This window comes from Candidatus Avelusimicrobium sp. (assembly GCF_050873505.1).
Taxonomy (GTDB): domain Bacteria; phylum Elusimicrobiota; class Elusimicrobia; order Elusimicrobiales; family Elusimicrobiaceae; genus Avelusimicrobium.
In genome coordinates, this window is sequence record NZ_JBNMIY010000001.1 from 201,299 (window position 1) to 217,937 (window position 16,639).

Annotated in this window: 14 protein-coding genes, 1 tRNA gene and 1 riboswitch; of the genes, 9 read left to right on the plus strand and 6 right to left on the minus strand. The window is 47.5% G+C overall.

Annotation, left to right across the window (positions count from 1 at the left end; translation table 11 throughout):
* Positions 1 to 77 precede the first annotated feature (77 nt).
* Positions 78 to 545, minus strand: a complete 468-nt coding sequence (locus tag ACR0QV_RS00945) for a hypothetical protein (protein WP_428072177.1) — start codon at positions 543 to 545, stop codon at positions 78 to 80.
* Positions 546 to 591: 46 nt separating this feature from the next.
* Positions 592 to 2,073, minus strand: a complete 1,482-nt coding sequence (gene rmuC / locus ACR0QV_RS00950) for a DNA recombination protein RmuC (protein ID WP_432634140.1) — start codon at positions 2,071 to 2,073, stop codon at positions 592 to 594.
* Between the two features lie 351 nt (positions 2,074 to 2,424).
* On the opposite strand from rmuC, the gene ACR0QV_RS00955 reads away from it, so the two are divergent.
* The 5 genes from ACR0QV_RS00955 (at position 2,425) to ACR0QV_RS00975 (ending at position 7,955) form a co-directional block, all read left to right on the plus strand.
* Positions 2,425 to 3,360: an HTH domain-containing protein gene (locus tag ACR0QV_RS00955; protein ID WP_432634141.1), complete on the plus strand. Its 936-nt coding sequence runs from the start codon at positions 2,425 to 2,427 to the stop codon at positions 3,358 to 3,360.
* A gap of 552 nt (positions 3,361 to 3,912) precedes the next feature.
* A riboswitch (SAM riboswitch) is annotated at positions 3,913 to 3,997 on the plus strand.
* A 91-nt stretch (positions 3,998 to 4,088) separates the two neighbouring features.
* Entirely contained in the window at positions 4,089 to 4,211 is a 123-nt protein-coding gene (locus ACR0QV_RS00960) for a hypothetical protein (protein ID WP_428062587.1), read from the plus strand.
* Positions 4,212 to 4,220: 9 nt separating this feature from the next.
* On the plus strand, positions 4,221 to 5,597 hold the full coding sequence (locus tag ACR0QV_RS00965; RefSeq protein ID WP_432634142.1) for an AAA family ATPase: 1,377 nt from the start codon (positions 4,221 to 4,223) through the stop codon (positions 5,595 to 5,597).
* Between the two features lie 14 nt (positions 5,598 to 5,611).
* The gene (locus ACR0QV_RS00970; protein ID WP_432634143.1) at positions 5,612 to 6,712 is read left to right on the plus strand and encodes a hypothetical protein; all 1,101 of its coding nucleotides are present in this window, start codon (positions 5,612 to 5,614) and stop codon (positions 6,710 to 6,712) included.
* 1 nt (position 6,713) lies between these two features.
* Complete coding sequence (locus ACR0QV_RS00975; protein WP_432634144.1) at positions 6,714 to 7,955, plus strand: N-formylglutamate amidohydrolase; 1,242 nt, start codon at positions 6,714 to 6,716, stop codon at positions 7,953 to 7,955.
* Positions 7,956 to 8,628: 673 nt separating this feature from the next.
* On the opposite strand, the gene ACR0QV_RS00980 is transcribed toward ACR0QV_RS00975, so the two are convergent.
* Positions 8,629 to 8,703, minus strand: a tRNA-Arg gene (locus ACR0QV_RS00980).
* A 167-nt stretch (positions 8,704 to 8,870) separates the two neighbouring features.
* On the opposite strand from ACR0QV_RS00980, the gene ACR0QV_RS00985 reads away from it, so the two are divergent.
* From ACR0QV_RS00985 to ACR0QV_RS00995, 3 genes are read left to right on the plus strand one after another with little or no spacing between them, the layout of a single operon-like run.
* Positions 8,871 to 9,017 carry a hypothetical protein gene (locus ACR0QV_RS00985; RefSeq protein WP_428053441.1) on the plus strand — a complete coding sequence of 49 codons (147 nt, stop codon included), beginning with the start codon at positions 8,871 to 8,873 and terminating at the stop codon, positions 9,015 to 9,017.
* Positions 9,010 to 9,705, plus strand: a complete 696-nt coding sequence (locus ACR0QV_RS00990; RefSeq protein ID WP_432634145.1) for a hypothetical protein — start codon at positions 9,010 to 9,012, stop codon at positions 9,703 to 9,705. The genes ACR0QV_RS00985 and ACR0QV_RS00990 overlap by 8 nt, the downstream gene beginning before the upstream one ends.
* A 1-nt stretch (position 9,706) precedes the next feature.
* Entirely contained in the window at positions 9,707 to 10,873 is a 1,167-nt protein-coding gene (locus ACR0QV_RS00995) for a tetratricopeptide repeat protein (RefSeq protein WP_432634146.1), read from the plus strand.
* Positions 10,874 to 10,917: 44 nt separating this feature from the next.
* On the opposite strand, the gene ACR0QV_RS01000 is transcribed toward ACR0QV_RS00995, so the two are convergent.
* On the minus strand, positions 10,918 to 11,553 hold the full coding sequence (locus ACR0QV_RS01000) for a redox-sensing transcriptional repressor Rex (protein ID WP_432634147.1): 636 nt from the start codon (positions 11,551 to 11,553) through the stop codon (positions 10,918 to 10,920).
* A gap of 191 nt (positions 11,554 to 11,744) precedes the next feature.
* Here ACR0QV_RS01000 and adhE point away from each other — a divergent pair, with 191 nt between their 5' ends.
* Positions 11,745 to 14,390 (plus strand): bifunctional acetaldehyde-CoA/alcohol dehydrogenase, encoded by a 2,646-nt coding sequence (gene adhE, locus ACR0QV_RS01005; protein WP_428053445.1) that lies wholly within the window; start codon positions 11,745 to 11,747, stop codon positions 14,388 to 14,390.
* A gap of 73 nt (positions 14,391 to 14,463) precedes the next feature.
* Here the strand turns inward: adhE and ACR0QV_RS01010 are convergent, their stop codons facing one another.
* Complete coding sequence (locus tag ACR0QV_RS01010; protein ID WP_432634148.1) at positions 14,464 to 15,216, minus strand: hypothetical protein; 753 nt, start codon at positions 15,214 to 15,216, stop codon at positions 14,464 to 14,466.
* A 34-nt stretch (positions 15,217 to 15,250) separates the two neighbouring features.
* Positions 15,251 to 16,003, minus strand: a complete 753-nt coding sequence (locus ACR0QV_RS01015) for a pirin-like C-terminal cupin domain-containing protein (RefSeq protein WP_432634149.1) — start codon at positions 16,001 to 16,003, stop codon at positions 15,251 to 15,253.
* Positions 16,004 to 16,639: the final 636 nt, after the last annotated feature.

Below are 16,639 nucleotides of genomic sequence, written 5' to 3' on the forward strand. Positions count from 1 at the left end.
AATACTATAATATCTACAGGACAATTTCATAGTAAAACTCCCCTAGTCGGTGTTCTTGTAGCTAGGGGAGATTGTGTTTATTTTTTACCGCAGTGGATAAACGGCGGGCGGTACTTTTTGATACGCGGGTTTCGGGCCGCCGGTGGGGGAAGTGTGGGCGTTTGCGCAGAAGTTATACTTTCTCTCAAATAGCGCAAATCACACTTCACTTTGTCTTGAAAATCCTTCATTTCCTCTTTTTGTTTCTGTTTGAAGACCGCCCACTCTTGTTGCAGTAGCAACACTTCGCCGTAGGGTGAAACGGACGGAGCAGAGCCCTTTTCCCCGTTATCTTTCCCGCTGTCCACGGGAGCACGCTGTTGGCCTTGCGTTGCGCCAGTATTAGCGGTAGGAAGTGGCACCGCGTGGGCTAGCATAAAGGCCATATCTTCTTTGGCTTTATCCAAATTATGTTTCAACTCGTAATTATCACTTCGCACTTTCAGATACTCTTCCCACGCGGGTTGTTTGACCCAATATTTTCTTGACAAAAACATTACTCCCATACCGAGAGCAAAACCGTATAAACACCATAACCAAATATTTGCCATATTAATCCTCGCTCTTGGGGGCATCAGGTAATGATACGGGAGCCGTTTCGTTATCCAAATAAGGTTTTACGGAGTTTTTGTGATTAATGCCCAGCCTTTCCAAATGCTCCGCCGCCCGAATAATGCCTTGCTTGCCTTGCAAAGCCGTATTGGCATCTTCATATGCTTTATCGGCCGAGTTTAAGGCGCTCTTAATCCCGTCCATACGCTCCAAAAAGCGAAGCACCCGGATGTGCATATCTGCCCCTGTTTTTAAGATTTCGTCCAACATTTTGCTGGTACGTTCCACCCGCCACAGTTGTTCCACCACCTGCATAACGGAAAACAGGTTAGACGGCGTTACGATAGCCACTTTTTTAGATTTGGCATACGCGTTTAAGTCTTTATCCGCCTTTAATGCCGCAAAGTAGGCATATTCAATCGGGATAAACATAAAAACAAACTCCAAGCCGTTTTTGATGAGTTTGGCCTGATAATCCTTGGCGGAAAGTTCGTCAATATGTTTGCGGATGGCAGAGAGGTGCTGTTTCAAAAATTGCGCGCGGTCTGCTTCGTTCGTGGCATTACTCCAATCTACATAACTGTTGATAGACATTTTGGAGTCAATAATAATATGTCTGTCCCCCGGTAAATGGACGATAAAGTCTGGCAGTTGGCGCTCATTATTTTCGCCCTTAAAGCATACTTGTTTATCATATTCGCGGCCCTCTTGGAATCCTGCGGATGTCAGCACTTCTTCCAAGGTCAGCTCCCCCCAGCAACCTTGCGTTTTTGGCGCTTTTAACGCATTGGTTAAGTTCTCGGCTTCTTTGGACAAGGTTTCGTTCATTTCCAAGGTTTTGGAAAGCGCGTTTTTTAATTCCTCGTGGCGGGAAATACTACTTTCCTTAAACTGGTTTAAGGTGCCGTTAAAGCGGTTCATAGTTTCCGTTAAGGGAGTAAGAAGACCGGCGCTTTGGCTTTGCAGTTCACTGCGGGATTTGGAGAGGGCCTCTTCGGCCTGTTTTTTTAACGCGCCGACAGATTCTGCCGCCATACGGCTAAATTCGCTTTGAGATTTTTCTTGCAAAGCGCTAAACTTTTTTTCTTGCTCGCTCATCAGTTGGCGCAGATTCTTTTCTTGCTCCGACTGTGCTTTTTCCAAGGCCTCTTTTTGTTCCCGTACTTTGATTTGTTCCTGTTCGGCTGTTTTTAACTTGGCGTTGGCGTCTTCCAGTTTTTGGGTTAAGTCGTACAACTTGTTTTTTTGTTCCTCGTTGGTGCGCGCTAATTCGTCGGCCCGCCCCGCCGCTTTTTGGCTTTGGGCCAATTCGTTTTGGGCCGTTTGTAATTGTTCCGCGGTAGTTTTTAAGGAAGTTTCCAACTCCTCATATTTGCTGGCTTTAAATAGGACGGCTTCGTCCGTTTTCGGCTTTTTGAGCATCCACGCCGTTAGCGCGCCCACTCCGGCGCCGATAAGGGCAATTAATAGCATTGTTTCCATATATTTTCTCCTAATACATTTGTTTGCGATTTGTATTAATGGTTTGAGTTCAGGGAAAAAGAGGCTTTTTGAACATAAAAAAGCGGCGTATTACCCTGAGCTATTCCACTAACCCGTAGTAATAGACGCCGCTACCTGTCCCCTTGCGGAAACAGGCAAATCAAACGACTATCTTGGAGTGGAATATGCCTCACAACGTGTTTTTGCACCCGTTGCCCGGCTATGCGCAGGCCGTACCTGCGCTTCCTTGATAATCTCAATTATCTTTTACTAATATAGAATTTTTGGAGGTTTTTGTCTAGCCACTTTATAAAAACGACATTAAAACGACAAAAATGCTATAATATTTATATGTCAAAGGAAATCGTCAGCAAAACAAAACGCATGGCCGATATTTTGGCGCTTTTAGAACAAGGCGCGGTAAATATGCCTGGCTTAGTGGAAAAATTAGGGGTATCCAAACGCACTTTGCAGCGGGATTTACGCCTGATGCAAGAGGCCGGTGTACCGCTTATATCCCCTAAACAAAGTGTTTATACGTTTGTGAACGGCTTTTCCTGTAAACAAATTAAGGTTTCTCCTATGCGTGCCGCGTTGCAAGTAACCGCGTTTGAAGTGGCCCAGCAATGCGGGGTAGATTTCCGCACCACCACGCAAGAGGTTGCTTCTCTATTTGTCCCTACTTCATTTGGAAGTTGCACCTTTGCCAACTCGGAAGACTTTGCTCTGTCTTTTGGACTAATGAGCCAAACAGCATATAACGCGTGCGAAAAACACCAGTTTTTGCGCATTACCCTGCCCAAAAAGCGCAGTTTAACCATTCGTCCCTATCAGTTGTGGCAGATTTTAGGCCGTTGGTATGTGGTAAGTATGAACGCTTCGGGTGAAATAAGCCGGTATGCGTTGGACGAAATCAGCGCGTGCGAACAGTTATTTAACCCCGGCTCTTATGTGCCGGCCGAGTTTACGCCTATTCCTTTTGCGCTTTGGCCTATCTGGAAAATGGCTCACACTTGGTTGAACCAAGATATACAAAAACAGGTGTTATTGGCAAAAAAACAAGCCGATGACGCATTAATGTCGCAAAAGCAAAAAATGGAGCAGGTCCCTGCGGCCGCGGCTCCGGCTCCGTCGGAGCAGGTGGAAAAAACAGCGCCGCAAACCGTGTCTAATTTGCCGCAAAACGCGCCAGCTGTGCCGCAAAATCCGGCCGAAACCGAGCCCCAAAACCACGATTTATCTGCCAAAACCCCTGTTTTACCCCCAAAAATACAAATAAATTCATAAAAACGACATTATTGTAGCGTAAACAAATCGCCCATTGACAGGGACGGTTTTAAATGCTATAATATATTTATAAGAAAGATAGAAAACGGCTTTTTAGTGTCGTTTTTATAAAATTAACCTTATTCTTGTTTTGGTCCGGGTTTGTACCTGTTGGCGCGAACGCAACGGCAAGCCCACCGCCAAATTTCCCGCATTGTTTAGAAAGGTTAATGGTTGGGTTGTTGTTAAAAATCGCAACCGGGGTGTTTTATTCCCTAAAAATTATTTTTAACGACGCATTAAAGGCGTTATTTGAAAATTATAAAGAGAGGAGCAATATGACACAGAAAAGACGAATTCGTGTTTGCAATCATTATGCATACCAAGCGGTATATCCGCGGACGGAGAATCAGTCCTCTTCTCTTTATAACAGATTTGAACCGTTGAGTGATGACCGCGGAAATTTTTATTAACTATTCCACTAACCTGTAGTAGTGGGGGCCGCCTGTCAGTCCTACAGGCAGGCGGCTTGACGTAAGGAGAGGTTTTATAGAAAACAAAAAATAAGTAACGCATCCATTTAGAGTGTACGAGGGACAAGCCCTAGGACTACACAGCAACCTGCTAAGGTAAGGTGCTAATGCTTGAACGATGGGGACTAGAACGATTTGTTTATAATATAGAACCCATTGGAGACGATGGGTTCTTTTTTTACCACCGCTCTCATCAGAAACGAATCGGGAGTTTTTATGAAAAAAGTATATGTATCAAGAAAGGCCTATATGGTTGCGTGGGCCAAATACAAACCGGTGGTGGATACACACCAACCTTGCACTTACGGACATGATGAAAATTTAATTTACGGTTATTAAGGGGAAACTATGGAAAAGAAACAGAAAAAAATAAACAAATATGCATCCCGTTCCCAAATGGTGGAAGATATTATTACTTGGAACGATTTTTACGGCCCTGCCACCAAAGAGGCCGCGTATAAGGAGCGGTTTGCCGAAATACACGCCCGCCTGTTGCACTCGGACGGCGCAAAATTTCCTTTGGCGGCGTTTATCCAAAAGCATAAATTATCCGCGGTGGAAGTGTTTTTGCTGTTGCGGGTATCGGCACTGGATACCTTGCGGCTCGTGTCTGTCCCGCTCTATAAAATTACGACTCTTTTGCAAGATGCGCAAATTATCGGCACGCGCACGGAAGCCATGCGTATTTTATTGGACCGCCAAAGCGCTTTATTTACCGCAGGGGTGTTGGGAATTGCGCGCGGGTGTATAGAGTTAAAGCATAATTTTCTGTCGGCTCCGGCCACCACCCGCAAAAAAACGGTTAAAAAGCGCACTCTCAGCCCTCTGCGTGTATTAAAAGAATTAAATAAATATGTAATTGGGCAAGAGGCGGCCAAAAAGCAACTGGTGGCAGGGGTGTTTGAACATCTGGCCAAATGCGCGCATGCCAAAAAGGGCGAAACTTTTACCAAAAGCAACATTTTTATCAGCGGGCCGACGGGGTGTGGCAAAACGTATTTGTGCCAATGTTTAGCCAAAATACTCAATATTCCGTTTATCCACGCGGACGCCAGCCAATATACGCAAACAGGATATTCGGGGTTAAATGTAAGCGATATACTTACGCCGCTATTATCCCAATGCAAAGAAAAGGGAAAACTGCCGGTTGCTATTGTGTTTGTGGACGAAATAGACAAACTCCGCGCCAATACGGAGCGCTGGGGAGTATCAAGCACCAATGTTCAAATGGAATTTTTGCGACTTTTGGAAGCCAAAACGGTACTTTTGGAACAGCGGCTTTTGGGGCGGACGACGACAGAGGTTGACATCAGCCAAGTGCTGTTTGTGGCGGGCGGCGCGTTTGAAAACCTGCTGGTGCGCCACGACGCCGGAAAAGACATCGGTTTTACCAAAGCGCCCGCGGTGTATGGCAAAACGCTGACGGCGGATGACTATATACAAGCGGGCATGGTACCGGAGTTAATGGGGCGGTTTACCTATTTGGTGCAGTTAAGCGGGCTGGAAAAAGACGAACTGCGCCGCATTTTGCTAAACCCTTACCACGGGCCTTTTCAGCAATACAAAGACTTACTTAAAAGCCAACAGGAACTACTGCCGGAGTTGGTGGAGCAAATGGTCGATGCCGCCTATGAACGCCGCTTGGGCGCACGCGGACTTCAACAGCAGGTGGGGCGGCTGTTCCAAGAGCAATTTTTACAGCAGAGTGTGCAAATTGAAATCTAAGAGGAGTAAAACAAATGGATATTGCGAAAATGGTTGCGCAAGATACTATCGTCCGTATAGATAAAAATAAAAAGTTTACTGTATTTTATCAAGAACAAGCGGTTGCCACCGGAGAAATTAGGTCGGACGAAACATTGTGCGGCTTTGAAGATAGAAATAATAATATGTTTGATGTGGTTATCCGCATGGTTGACGGCGCATACAAAGCGGAGTTAGCACAGGTGTTTATGGGGCTGACACTAGATAAAAGTGCCTCTTATGAAATATCCGTTGCGGCGGAAAAAGCCGATATCTCGGCTCAAAATAATAGTACCGGACCAGACAAAAAGAAAGAATCCTCCAAAGGATTAACCGATAAGGAGATACAGAATATTATAGAGGAGCGGATAAATTTCTTACAAACAGGAAAAATCTCCGGAGTGGATTTTCATACTGGCAGAAATTTAGTTGCCAGCGGGCTGGCCGCTCTTGTTGGATGGTTTGGTTTCGTCCCTCTTTTGGTGGTATGGTATTTTAATAATACTTTTCTTGGCGCAAATAGCGTACCACTTTTTAAGTTTTTAAGTATGGATAATAATGGAGATAATATGGGAATATCTATTTTAGTATCACTTGGTATTGTAGGACTGGCGTTGTTTGGGGTGTGCTGTCTTATTGCGCTTATCTTTACGGGTGGTTTGAACGGCCCTGATTTTACCAAGAAGTATGAAGAAGAATGTGAAAAAACAAAAAAATTAGTGTTGGAATTGGGAAAGCACTTGCAAGAAGACGTGACACCGGAAATTCAGAAGGCGGAAATAACTATAAATGCGCTGCATAAAGAAAACACGAAACTTGAAAAGGCCCTCAAAACCAAAGAGGAAAATTTTGGCAGAAGAATAAAAGAATTGTCTGCCCGCAACAAAGAAAATGAAAAAGTGGCCCTTTCTTTAATGAAAGAAAATGACGATTTGCGGGCGGAACAAAACCTGTTGCGCCGCCAACTGGGCAATGTGCAGGAGGATTGCAAAGCCGCCTTGCGTAAAAAAGAAAACGAGTTGGACGAAATGGCCCATAAAAACAATCTTTTACGGGCAGATTTGGAGCATTTGCGCGCCAAAAATCAGGGAGAATAAAATGTTTTCTTTACAAACACACGAAAAATTTATGCAGTCTATTGCTCCACGCGAAATGGAGCCGGGGTTTTATCAAGTGCATTGGTTTAACCCAAAGCCTATTTCGGGCTTCCCCGGTATGTTTGGTATGATGCACCTGAGTTTAGAGAGCAAAAATAACCAAAAATCCTTTGTGCGTAACGGCCAGGAGCCTCTTTTGGGAGGAATGGTTATTTCGCCCATTGGGCGGGAAATTAAACAGGTAGATGAGGTGTTTGCAGCCGTTGGTGCGGTACAAGGGCAGGGTTTTACAGGGAGGTATGTGTTTCAAGGAAATACCTTTTATAAAAATTCCCATACGGCGGATTTTGCCCAAGCCACGTTGCCGGAGTTAAAGCGGGTGGCGAGTTCCCTATTAAAAATGCTTCACTTGCCGGCCGTGCTTATCAAGCATTTTGATAGTGGTAATATTTATGTAATGACCCCAGAGTGGAAAGAGGGTGTTGTTTTCTCGCGGGATTATTCCAATGTGGTGGCGTGGCTGCCGCATACCAGCGTTTTTTTACCAGGAACGCCGACGGCAGATTTGCGGCGGGATGCACATATTTTAGCCGATTGGCGTTTGGAAGAAATTTGGAACTTTTTGCCTAGTCCGCTGACGAGCGACTATTCCCGCTTTGCGGTAGATTTGGAACGCTATGCAAACGATAAAAAGGAGCCTATGGCTCAAGCGGGTATGGGCGTTTTGTATAACCGGCTGATTGACGGCATTAAATTTGACCGCAAAATATTAGGCCCGCAAAAGAGGCTTGTGAACTATTACGAAAAACAGCATAAACGCCTTAAAAAAGCCGTTTTACAGGCCGGAGAAGGGGCGCTACTGCTGGATTTGCACAGTTTTTGCCCCGCGCCGCTCCCTTGCGATAGGGATAAATCTATGCCCCGCCCCGATATTTGTTTGGGGTTTAATGACGATTTAACCGCGCCCGATTCCTGTAAATTGCGTGCAGTGGAAAATATGCTAAAAAAGTGCGGCTACCGCGTGGCTATAAATAGCCCTTTCGTGGGAGCGATGACCACCCCGGTAAACATCCGCTATACGGCTCTGATGATAGAAATTAATAAAAAATTGTATCTACCAGAAGCTGAAATTTTTGCACCCAGTACAACTAGGGAAAAACAACCTTTATTACCTAATGCGCAAACCTTGCGTGAAGCGTTGCAAGATGTGGTGGAAATTTTATTAGAAGGTTCTAGGAGTTAACCTCGGATGAAAGTGTAAAGAAAGAACTTGCCAAACAATTACCCTAACATAAGGTCAAATATTAGGCCATGTGCGTAAAGTTTCTTCTGCGGAGATATGGTAAATTGCACGCCATATCTCCGTATTTTATGGAGAAAATTGGAACGTTTGGGCGCTTTAATAAGCCAATATAAGCATACTATTTGTTGCGCCTTATGATATCTTTGTCTCCATAAATACGAAACACGATACTGCAGTTTGGGAAAATTCTCCAAAATTTTCCCCGCAAATTTTTAGAGAGGGCCTTCTGTAAAAAATCCTAGAAAATTTTTTGCCCGAAGCCCTTTTTTGTAAATCAAAAAATTATTTTTGTGATGTTATAAACCACTGGTGGCGCATAGGCGCCTAAAACCTTCTTTTTGGCCGGCGAAAGCAGGCGGCTAAAATAGGCTTAAATTAAGCACAAATAAATGGAAAGTGTCCAATTTAGGTAATAAAATGCCGGCTTTTAAGAAGAGAAAACCCCCTAAAATTAGGTGTCCAAAAAGTGTCCAAATGGTATTAAAAAGTGCTAATTTCGGTTAATAGACATTCAAAAAGGCCTCCAAATAATTTTGGAGGCCTTGTAGATTGTTTTGGTTCTTTTATCGTCGGAGATTTAACTTTATTAAACTCCATTAAGAACCATTTTAAATGGTGCGCCCAACAGGAATCGAACTTGTATCTTCAGCTCCGCAGGCTGACACTCTATCCATTGAGCTATGGGCGCTTAAATCGGATTTTGTTTTGCGGATTTCTTACTACCTAATTATTTTAACATTTTTATTTATAGTTTTCAACGGGTTTTGTAAAATTTTATTTTCCCGTCGTAAACTGACAAATTTATTATATCATTTTTCTTTCCGCGCGCGCACGCCAAACTGCTATAATAACAGTATGAACGAAGCAAAAACCGGTACCTATGTGTACGATAAAAAATTAGGAAAAGTCGTAAAAGTGTCCGACCGCGTACCGTCCGTTAAAAAATCCGCGGGCCACGTTTGCGGCGGATGCTGTGGCTGCTGCCACGGGCACAATGACTAACCTGCGCCCGACGGCAGGCGCCCTGTTCGCACAAGCCTTGCAAGGGCTTGCGGATATTTTGCGCAAAGTTTTTCTGCCGCATTTAGCCGCCGGACTGGGGCTATTTATTATCTCGGTGTACAGCGTGTATTCCTTTGTTTTGGCGCCTGTACATTTGCCTGCCCCGGTGGAATTTATCCTCGTTGGTGCGCTCTTTTTAGGATACGGGCTGATTGCCTTTGCATACGCCTTTATCACGGCGTGTGCGTTTGCCCTGCGCATTGCCTGCGCCACTTGGGAAGAGTTTATTGATAATACCCTGGACCAAGTGAAACAAGCCGCCGCCAATAAAATTGACGATATGAACGAGGGCCTCGCCAAGGACCAAGCCAAGGTCATTGTTTCCGGCAGTGTGCGCGAGGTGTTTGGCGAATTTAACCAAGGGCGCAAAACCTCTTTCGGGCGGGCCTTAACGCGGCTCTTGTTAGGGGTAACTTCGCTTGCGATGCGCTCCGTGCTTTTGGCACGCGTGGTTAAAATTTCAGGCCAAACGGTGCAACTGGGCAAATTGTTTGCGGGGCGGGCTACATTGGTAGGGGCGATTTTCCTTAATTTGCGTTTATTTTCCACGTTGCTTTTGGTATTCTTATATGTGTTGGGCGCTGCGGCACTAACGCTAAATTTCTTACTCGTGTTTTGGTTAAAATAATATGATTCAAAAATGCTTACTCGTAATTCTTTTCTCGTTTATTTCCGTTGCCGTCTCGGCGGAGACGGGGTTGCAGTTATTAAACCGCGCTAAAAAACAAACGGACCCCGCCGCGCAAATTAAACTTTTAAATAAAGCCATTTCCAAGTCGCCCAAACTGGCGGACGCCTATCACTACCGTGCCGATGCCTATTTGGCAAGTGGCAAAATTAACCAAGCCTTGGCCGATTATTCCAAAACCGTCTCGCTCCGCCCCAAGGACCCATTCCGCTATTACGCCCGGGCGTTGGCCTATATGCAGGCCGGGCGGGCTTCGCTTGCGCAGGCGGACCTGACGAAGGCCATTTCGTTAAAGCCGTCCTACCGGGAATTTTACTTGGCGCGAGCGCGGGCCAATGTAGCGTTAAACAAGTATGAACTCGCGCTGGCCGATTACCAAAAATATTTAGGAAAACGCACGCCGTCTGAATCATTGGGGCGGGAATTAATCCCCGTGTATTTGGCCGCATACCGCTATTCTGCGGCGGAAGATTTAATAGCCGCCCAACAAGCCGCCGGAAACGATTCGGCCGACTTACACTATTGGCAGGGGCGCATTTTTTCGGGCCAAGGGCGTTTGGACGAGGCTGTCTCTGCATACAGCAAGGCTATCAACCGCGATGACGCCCACGCTTCCGCCTACCGCTACCGGGCGGGCGCGTTTAAGGATATGGGTGATTTTGAGGCGTCCCTGGCGGACTATACGGTACTGTTAAAATTACAGCCCGAAGCACTGTTTTTTAACCGCCGGGGGCTTGTGTATGAGGAAATGAAGGATTTTAAGCACGCCGCCGAGGATTATTCCCGCGCCATAGAACTTTCGCCCAAGTGGGCTATCCCGTACAACAACCGCGGATTTGTCAAAATGCAACTAAAAGACTGGAACGGCGCCAAAGAGGATTTGGAAGCCGCCATCCGCCTGGACGGCACGAGCCCGACTCCGTACGTCAATTTGGCTGGCGTATATTGGATAGCCAAAAAGGACCGCAAAAATATGTATGACAATTTGGATAAAGCGGTGCGGCGAAACTTTAAAAATTTTGAATCTCTTTACGACGAGGACCAAAAGGGCTGGATGTTTAAAAGCATAAACAAAACCGCCGAGTTCCGCGCTATCCTTTATAAGTAAAAATCCCCGGGTGAATCACCCGGGGATTTTTTATTGCTTTAAAATTACCGTTTTAACTTGGCGCACAGTTCCGCCAGGCCCGAAGAGATATCTTCCTTCTGCACAATTACCCCCTCCGGCACCGTCAAATTGACGGGGGCGAAGTTCCATATCGCCTTAATGCCCGCCGCCACCAAGGTATCCGTAATGCCTTGGGCGGCTTCGGCGGGGACAGTCAAAACCGCTATCTTTAAATTTTCCCGCTCAATAATGCTGGCCAACTGCGCCGTGTGATACACGCGCACCCCGTGCAGGGAATTACCCACAATTTCCGGGTGCGTATCAAACGCGGCTACAATTTCAAGCCCGTGGTTTTTAAACCCGGCAAACCCTAAAAGAGCCGAACCCAAATGCCCCGCTCCCACGAGAAAAGCCTTATTTAAATTGTTCCAGCCTAAAAACTTTTCAATAACTTCTATCGTCCCCGCCACCTTAAACCCCGCGCGCAACTTGCTGGGCGCGCCGACGGCCTGCAAATCCTTTTTAATAACAATGGGCAACAGTTGCGTTTCTTCCGCTAACGTGGTGGAGGAAACCAATTCCCGCCCGTAAGTATGCAGGTTGTAAAAAATACGCAGGTATTGGGGCAGGCGGCGTATGGTTTGGACGCTGATTTCTTTTTTACGGTGAAAAAGGCTCATAAATAAAAATGCTCCGTCGTAAACTACTGGATATCTTGATATCTATGTTATCTTTTTTGATTTGTTTTTGTCAAGTTGCAAACGCCCCTCTGCCGAGGAGTTATTGACTTTAAAACCCCCAAAAGTTAAAATATAGATAACAAAATATCTATAAAAGATATTTTAAACACTTAAAGGAGAACAAGAAAATTATGGCGGAAAAGAAAGTTGCCGCTGCTCCGGCTGTTGCCACTCCCGAAGAATTGGAACATTTGACCCAAGTCGTGGATAAGGTAAAAGCCGCCCAGCGCATTTATGCTACTTATACGCAAGAACAGGTGGACAAAATTTTCCGCGCGGCCGCTATTGCCGCTGCGCAGCAACGTATTCCCTTGGCCAAAATGGCCGTGGAAGAAACCGGTATGGGTGTAATGGAAGATAAGGTAATCAAAAACCAATTCGCTTCCGAATACATTTATAACCAATATAAAGATACCAAAACCTGCGGCGTTCTGTCCGACGACGACGCCTTCGGTTACCGCAAAGTGGCGGAACCTATCGGCGTAATTGCCGGTGTAGTCCCCACCACCAACCCGACGGCTACCGCCATCTTCAAAAGCCTTTTGGCCTTGAAAACCCGCAACGGTATTGTTTTCTCTCCGCACCCGCGCGCTAAAAAATGCACCATCGCCGCGGCTAAAATCGTATTGGATGCGGCTGTGGAAGCCGGCGCCCCGAAAGACATCATCGGTTGGATTGAAAACCCGACGATGCCGCTTTCCAACGCTTTGATGCACCACCCGCACATTAACTTGATTCTCGCCACCGGCGGCCCCGGTATGGTGAAAGCCGCTTACTCCTCCGGCAAACCGGCCTTGGGCGTAGGCGCGGGCAACACCCCCGCCGTCATTGACGCTACCGCCAATATCAAAATGGCCGTAAGTTCCATTATTATGAGCAAAACCTTTGATAACGGTATGATTTGCGCCAGCGAACAGTCCGTCGTGGTGGAAGAACCCGTTTACGAACAGGTAAAAGCGGAATTTATCGCCCGCGGCTGCCACTTTGTAACGGGCAAAGACCGCAAGAAATTGGCCGAAACCATTGTGGTAAACGGCAAACTCAACTCCGGCATTGTGGGCCAAACCGCTATGAAGATTGCGGAAATGGCCGGCATTAAAGTTCCCGCCGGAACCAAGATTTTAATCGCCGAAGCCAGCGAAGTAAACGACCAAGAAGTCTTCGCGCGTGAAAAACTCTCCCCCGTGTTGGCCTTCTACCGCGCCAAAGATTTCAACCAAGCGGTGGAACTCGCCCGCGATTTGATTCTCTACGGCGGCGCCGGACACACCTCGGTGCTCTATACCGATGAATCCAACGAAGAGCATATTGATATCTTTAAGGATATGCCCACCGCCCGCACGCTGATTAATATTCCCTCTTCCCAGGGTGCCATCGGCGACGTGTACAACTTCAAACTCGCTCCGTCTTTGACGTTGGGCTGCGGCTCTTGGGGCGGCAACTCCGTCAGCGAAAACATTGGGGTAAAACATCTTATGAACGTGAAATCCGTCGCGGAACGCCGCGAAAATATGTACTGGTACAAAGTACCGCACAAAATCTACTTCAAACGCGGTGCGCTCTCTCAGGCCTTGGCGGAACTCGCCGGCAAACAGCGCGCGTACATCATTACGGATAAAACGATGGAACAGTTGGGCCACGTCCGCTCCGTAGCCGACGTTTTGGAAGGCCTCAACATTAAGTTCCGCGTCTTCTCCAATGTACTGCCGGACCCGAACATCTCCAACGTAAACGAAGCCTTGGCGATTGCCAACTCTTGGCAGCCGGATATTATCATCGGCCTCGGCGGCGGTTCCGCTATGGACGAAGCCAAAATGGTATGGCTGCTGTATGAAAACCCGGACACCAGTTTTGAAGATATCGCTATGCGCTTTATGGATATCCGCAAACGCATTTACGCGGCTCCGCCCTTGGGCAAAAAAGCCACGATGGTTGCTATCCCGACCACGTCCGGTACCGGCTCCGAAGTTACGCCGTTCACCATTATCACCGACGAAAAGACCGGCACCAAATACGCTATTACGGACTATGCCTTAACGCCCGATATGGCTATCATTGACCCGGAATTTGTACTCGGTATGCCTAAAAAACTGACGGCTTGGTCCGGCTTGGACGTGCTGACCCACGCCATTGAAGCCTACACTTCCGTTTATTCCACGAACTTTACGGAAGGGCAAGCCTTGGAAGCGATGCGCTTGGTATTCAAATATTTGGAAAAATCCTACACCTTGGGTGCCAAAGACATCAACGCCCGCGAAAAAATGCACTACGCGGCCACCATTGCCGGTATGGCATTTGCCAACGCGTTCCTGGGTCTGTGCCACTCTATGGCGCACAAATTGGGTGCTATGTACCACGTTCCGCACGGTTTGGCCAATGCGCTGTTGCTCACGTATGTAATTGAGTTCAACGCCACGGATAAACCGACCAAACAGGGCTTGTTCCCGCAGTACAAATACCCGTTTGTGAAGGGCCGCTACGCCAAGATTGTGGACTTCTTACTCCCCCACAACAATATGGGCGACGACAAAGATGCCAAAGTGGAAAAATTAATTGAGATGATTACGGACCTGAAAAACAGATTGGATATTCCGAAATCCCTCAAAGAATACGGCATCCCGGAAAAGGAATTCTTGGATAACTTGGATAAACTTTCCGAATTGGCCTTTGACGACCAGTGCACCGGCGGCAACGCGCGCTATCCGCTTATCAGCGAAATTAAGGACTTGTACCTGAAAGCGTACTACGGCGAACCCGTCAAACACAAAGCCGACTAGGCCTAGTAGATAGATTATGAAAAGCAGCCCCGGGCGTAATCACCCGGGGCTGTTTTATGTGCCTAAATAGCGCCTACAAATAGAGCAGTTTAAAGCCAATACTAATGCCCCAATCCTTGCTCTTCCAGTTGCCTGCGGCGTGCGTGCTGACGTTGGCATAAAAAGCCGTACCATCATTAACCAGCGTGCCGACTTCCACCTCGGGGATGAGTTCCGCCTGTCCGCCGTGTTCGTAATTCATATAATAGTACAAGTTCGTGGTTACCCACCACTCGTTGGGCGAGGTATATCCCATATTTAAGCGCAAGCGGCCCATATTGATATCGTCGCGCGCGTGGTCGCCCGCCACGGAAACATAATACTTGTACCCCAAGGCCGCATAGGCCCCGTCAAAAAGTCTGCGCAAAATAAACACGGACGGGCTGGCCTGCAATTTTCCGGCCCCCAAGCGTTTATCGGTAGCCGTGGGCACAAACATTTCCATTTTTACGCCGTAGCCGAACACGCCGTCCGCTTGCGGGTTCAGCCAAGACATACTGACCAGCGCATCGCCCAATCCGCTAACGGACTTTTCCGGCGATTCGTAGCGCGCGAGCGGCACTTCCACCCCCCAGTTATAGCGGGGGCTAATCACACGGTAGGTCTTTAAGGTCAGTTGGCTGGACGAAATCCCCGCACTGTCGTCAATAGTTGTAAGCGAGGGATTTACCTCAAAGGTGGTGATGTTTTCCGTCGGCACTACCCCATAATGGTAGGACCGCTGGATTTGGGCCGCCGCAGGGCCCGCAAGCAACGCACAAAATAACACAAGTATCCATTTTTTCATAAAATCCCCTTTCTTTTAATTTACTGGTATTGTATCAAAATTCAAGGTTTTCGCCTGTTTTAGGCGGGGCGGACAGGAGCAAAAAGCGCGCGCCCGTCTGCAAGGTGTAGGCGGTTACATTGCCGCCGGACATATGCAAAAAGGAATCCTTGCCGAAGAAAAGTTCTTCGCCCTCGCCAAAGTGCGCCCGCCCGCCAAACACATACACAAGCGTATTGTTTTCGGGCGGCACCGGGCACGCAAACGAAGCCCCGGGCGACAGCGTAACATCCAGCATCAGGCACTCTCCGCACGAGGGCTCAAAGGGGCCCGCTTTGCCCGCAAATTGCCCGCACAGCACGCGGACGTCGGCCCCGTGGTATTCGGGCACCAGCGGGACATTTTCGCTCTCTAATTGCAAATTTTGCGGTTTTTCGGTGGCGGAAGCGGCACGGAGCCAAAGTTCCACATTTAGAATATAGACGGTTTTGGCGGGGGTATGCTGTTTGAGCCCGCCTATGGTATTTATCCAGCGGGCAACCCCGCCCCGCGTGGCGAGTTCGTCCAAAAGTTCGGTTTCCTCGCTTGGGCCCGTTACCAAATAGTTTAAACGGTCCCTACCCGGCACGGCAGACGGGGCCAATATGTCGGAGCGGTCAAAATCCGCGCTGCAATAGCACACGGCCAGCCAGCAAAACGGGTCCAACGCCGCGGCGTTGCGGCGGTCTATCAAGCGGCGGATAACTAAACACGGCCCGGCGGGGGCCTTTTTCCACATTGTTTTTTTGGGTTTTAGAGCGGTTGTCATTTTTCCCTCCCACAGGGTACTTACTTTCTATTGTACCCAAACCGCGTTCCCTTTTAAACGCCTAGAAAAGGGTTAGTTACCCTGCGGGCCGCTACTCTATACGCGGGGTAGCGATTGGTTGGGCGACACTCTTTTTACATTGTCGCGCTCCCCCAAAACGGCCTTGCGGGCTCTACCGATTGTGTAGTGGTTGTTGGTCGTCATCTTGGAATGTCGTAGTCCAGGATCCGTTGTTATCAAAAGAGGAAAAAAACAGATTCTGGAACGCTCCGCGCCGGCAACCCTTCCAGAATGACCTTTATTTTTATGAACGTCAAATGTCCTTTTTTTGTCATTCCCGAGTGTCGTAGTCGGGAATCTGTTGTGGCTGTTGTTGTTCTCTTACAGAACGACAGATCCCCGACAGAAACCCTCGGGGATGACGGCAACAGACAACAACAGATCCCGTATAAAAGCACTACGGGATGACGACAAAAACAAAAAAAGCCGTTATAAAAATTGGAGGTCATCCTGAATTGCCGCCCTTACCGCTAGGCGGCACCCCGTAATGTTTCTGTACGGGGTCTATTAATAGGGTTCAGGATCTACTGCTTGTGTAGTTTGCTGTTGTTTTTTAACAACCTATAAGGTAGATTC

Coding starts and splice junctions, on each gene's coding strand:
- ACR0QV_RS00945 (WP_428072177.1), bottom strand. CDS start 545: ATGGGAGTAATGTTTTTGTCAAGAAAATATTGGGTCAAACAACCCGCG.
- rmuC (WP_432634140.1), bottom strand. CDS start 2,073: ATGGAAACAATGCTATTAATTGCCCTTATCGGCGCCGGAGTGGGCGCG.
- ACR0QV_RS00955 (WP_432634141.1), top strand. CDS start 2,425: ATGTCAAAGGAAATCGTCAGCAAAACAAAACGCATGGCCGATATTTTG.
- ACR0QV_RS00960 (WP_428062587.1), top strand. CDS start 4,089: ATGAAAAAAGTATATGTATCAAGAAAGGCCTATATGGTTGCGTGGGCC.
- ACR0QV_RS00965 (WP_432634142.1), top strand. CDS start 4,221: ATGGAAAAGAAACAGAAAAAAATAAACAAATATGCATCCCGTTCCCAA.
- ACR0QV_RS00970 (WP_432634143.1), top strand. CDS start 5,612: ATGGATATTGCGAAAATGGTTGCGCAAGATACTATCGTCCGTATAGAT.
- ACR0QV_RS00975 (WP_432634144.1), top strand. CDS start 6,714: ATGTTTTCTTTACAAACACACGAAAAATTTATGCAGTCTATTGCTCCA.
- ACR0QV_RS00985 (WP_428053441.1), top strand. CDS start 8,871: ATGAACGAAGCAAAAACCGGTACCTATGTGTACGATAAAAAATTAGGA.
- ACR0QV_RS00990 (WP_432634145.1), top strand. CDS start 9,010: ATGACTAACCTGCGCCCGACGGCAGGCGCCCTGTTCGCACAAGCCTTG.
- ACR0QV_RS00995 (WP_432634146.1), top strand. CDS start 9,707: ATGATTCAAAAATGCTTACTCGTAATTCTTTTCTCGTTTATTTCCGTT.
- ACR0QV_RS01000 (WP_432634147.1), bottom strand. CDS start 11,553: ATGAGCCTTTTTCACCGTAAAAAAGAAATCAGCGTCCAAACCATACGC.
- adhE (WP_428053445.1), top strand. CDS start 11,745: ATGGCGGAAAAGAAAGTTGCCGCTGCTCCGGCTGTTGCCACTCCCGAA.
- ACR0QV_RS01010 (WP_432634148.1), bottom strand. CDS start 15,216: ATGAAAAAATGGATACTTGTGTTATTTTGTGCGTTGCTTGCGGGCCCT.
- ACR0QV_RS01015 (WP_432634149.1), bottom strand. CDS start 16,003: ATGACAACCGCTCTAAAACCCAAAAAAACAATGTGGAAAAAGGCCCCC.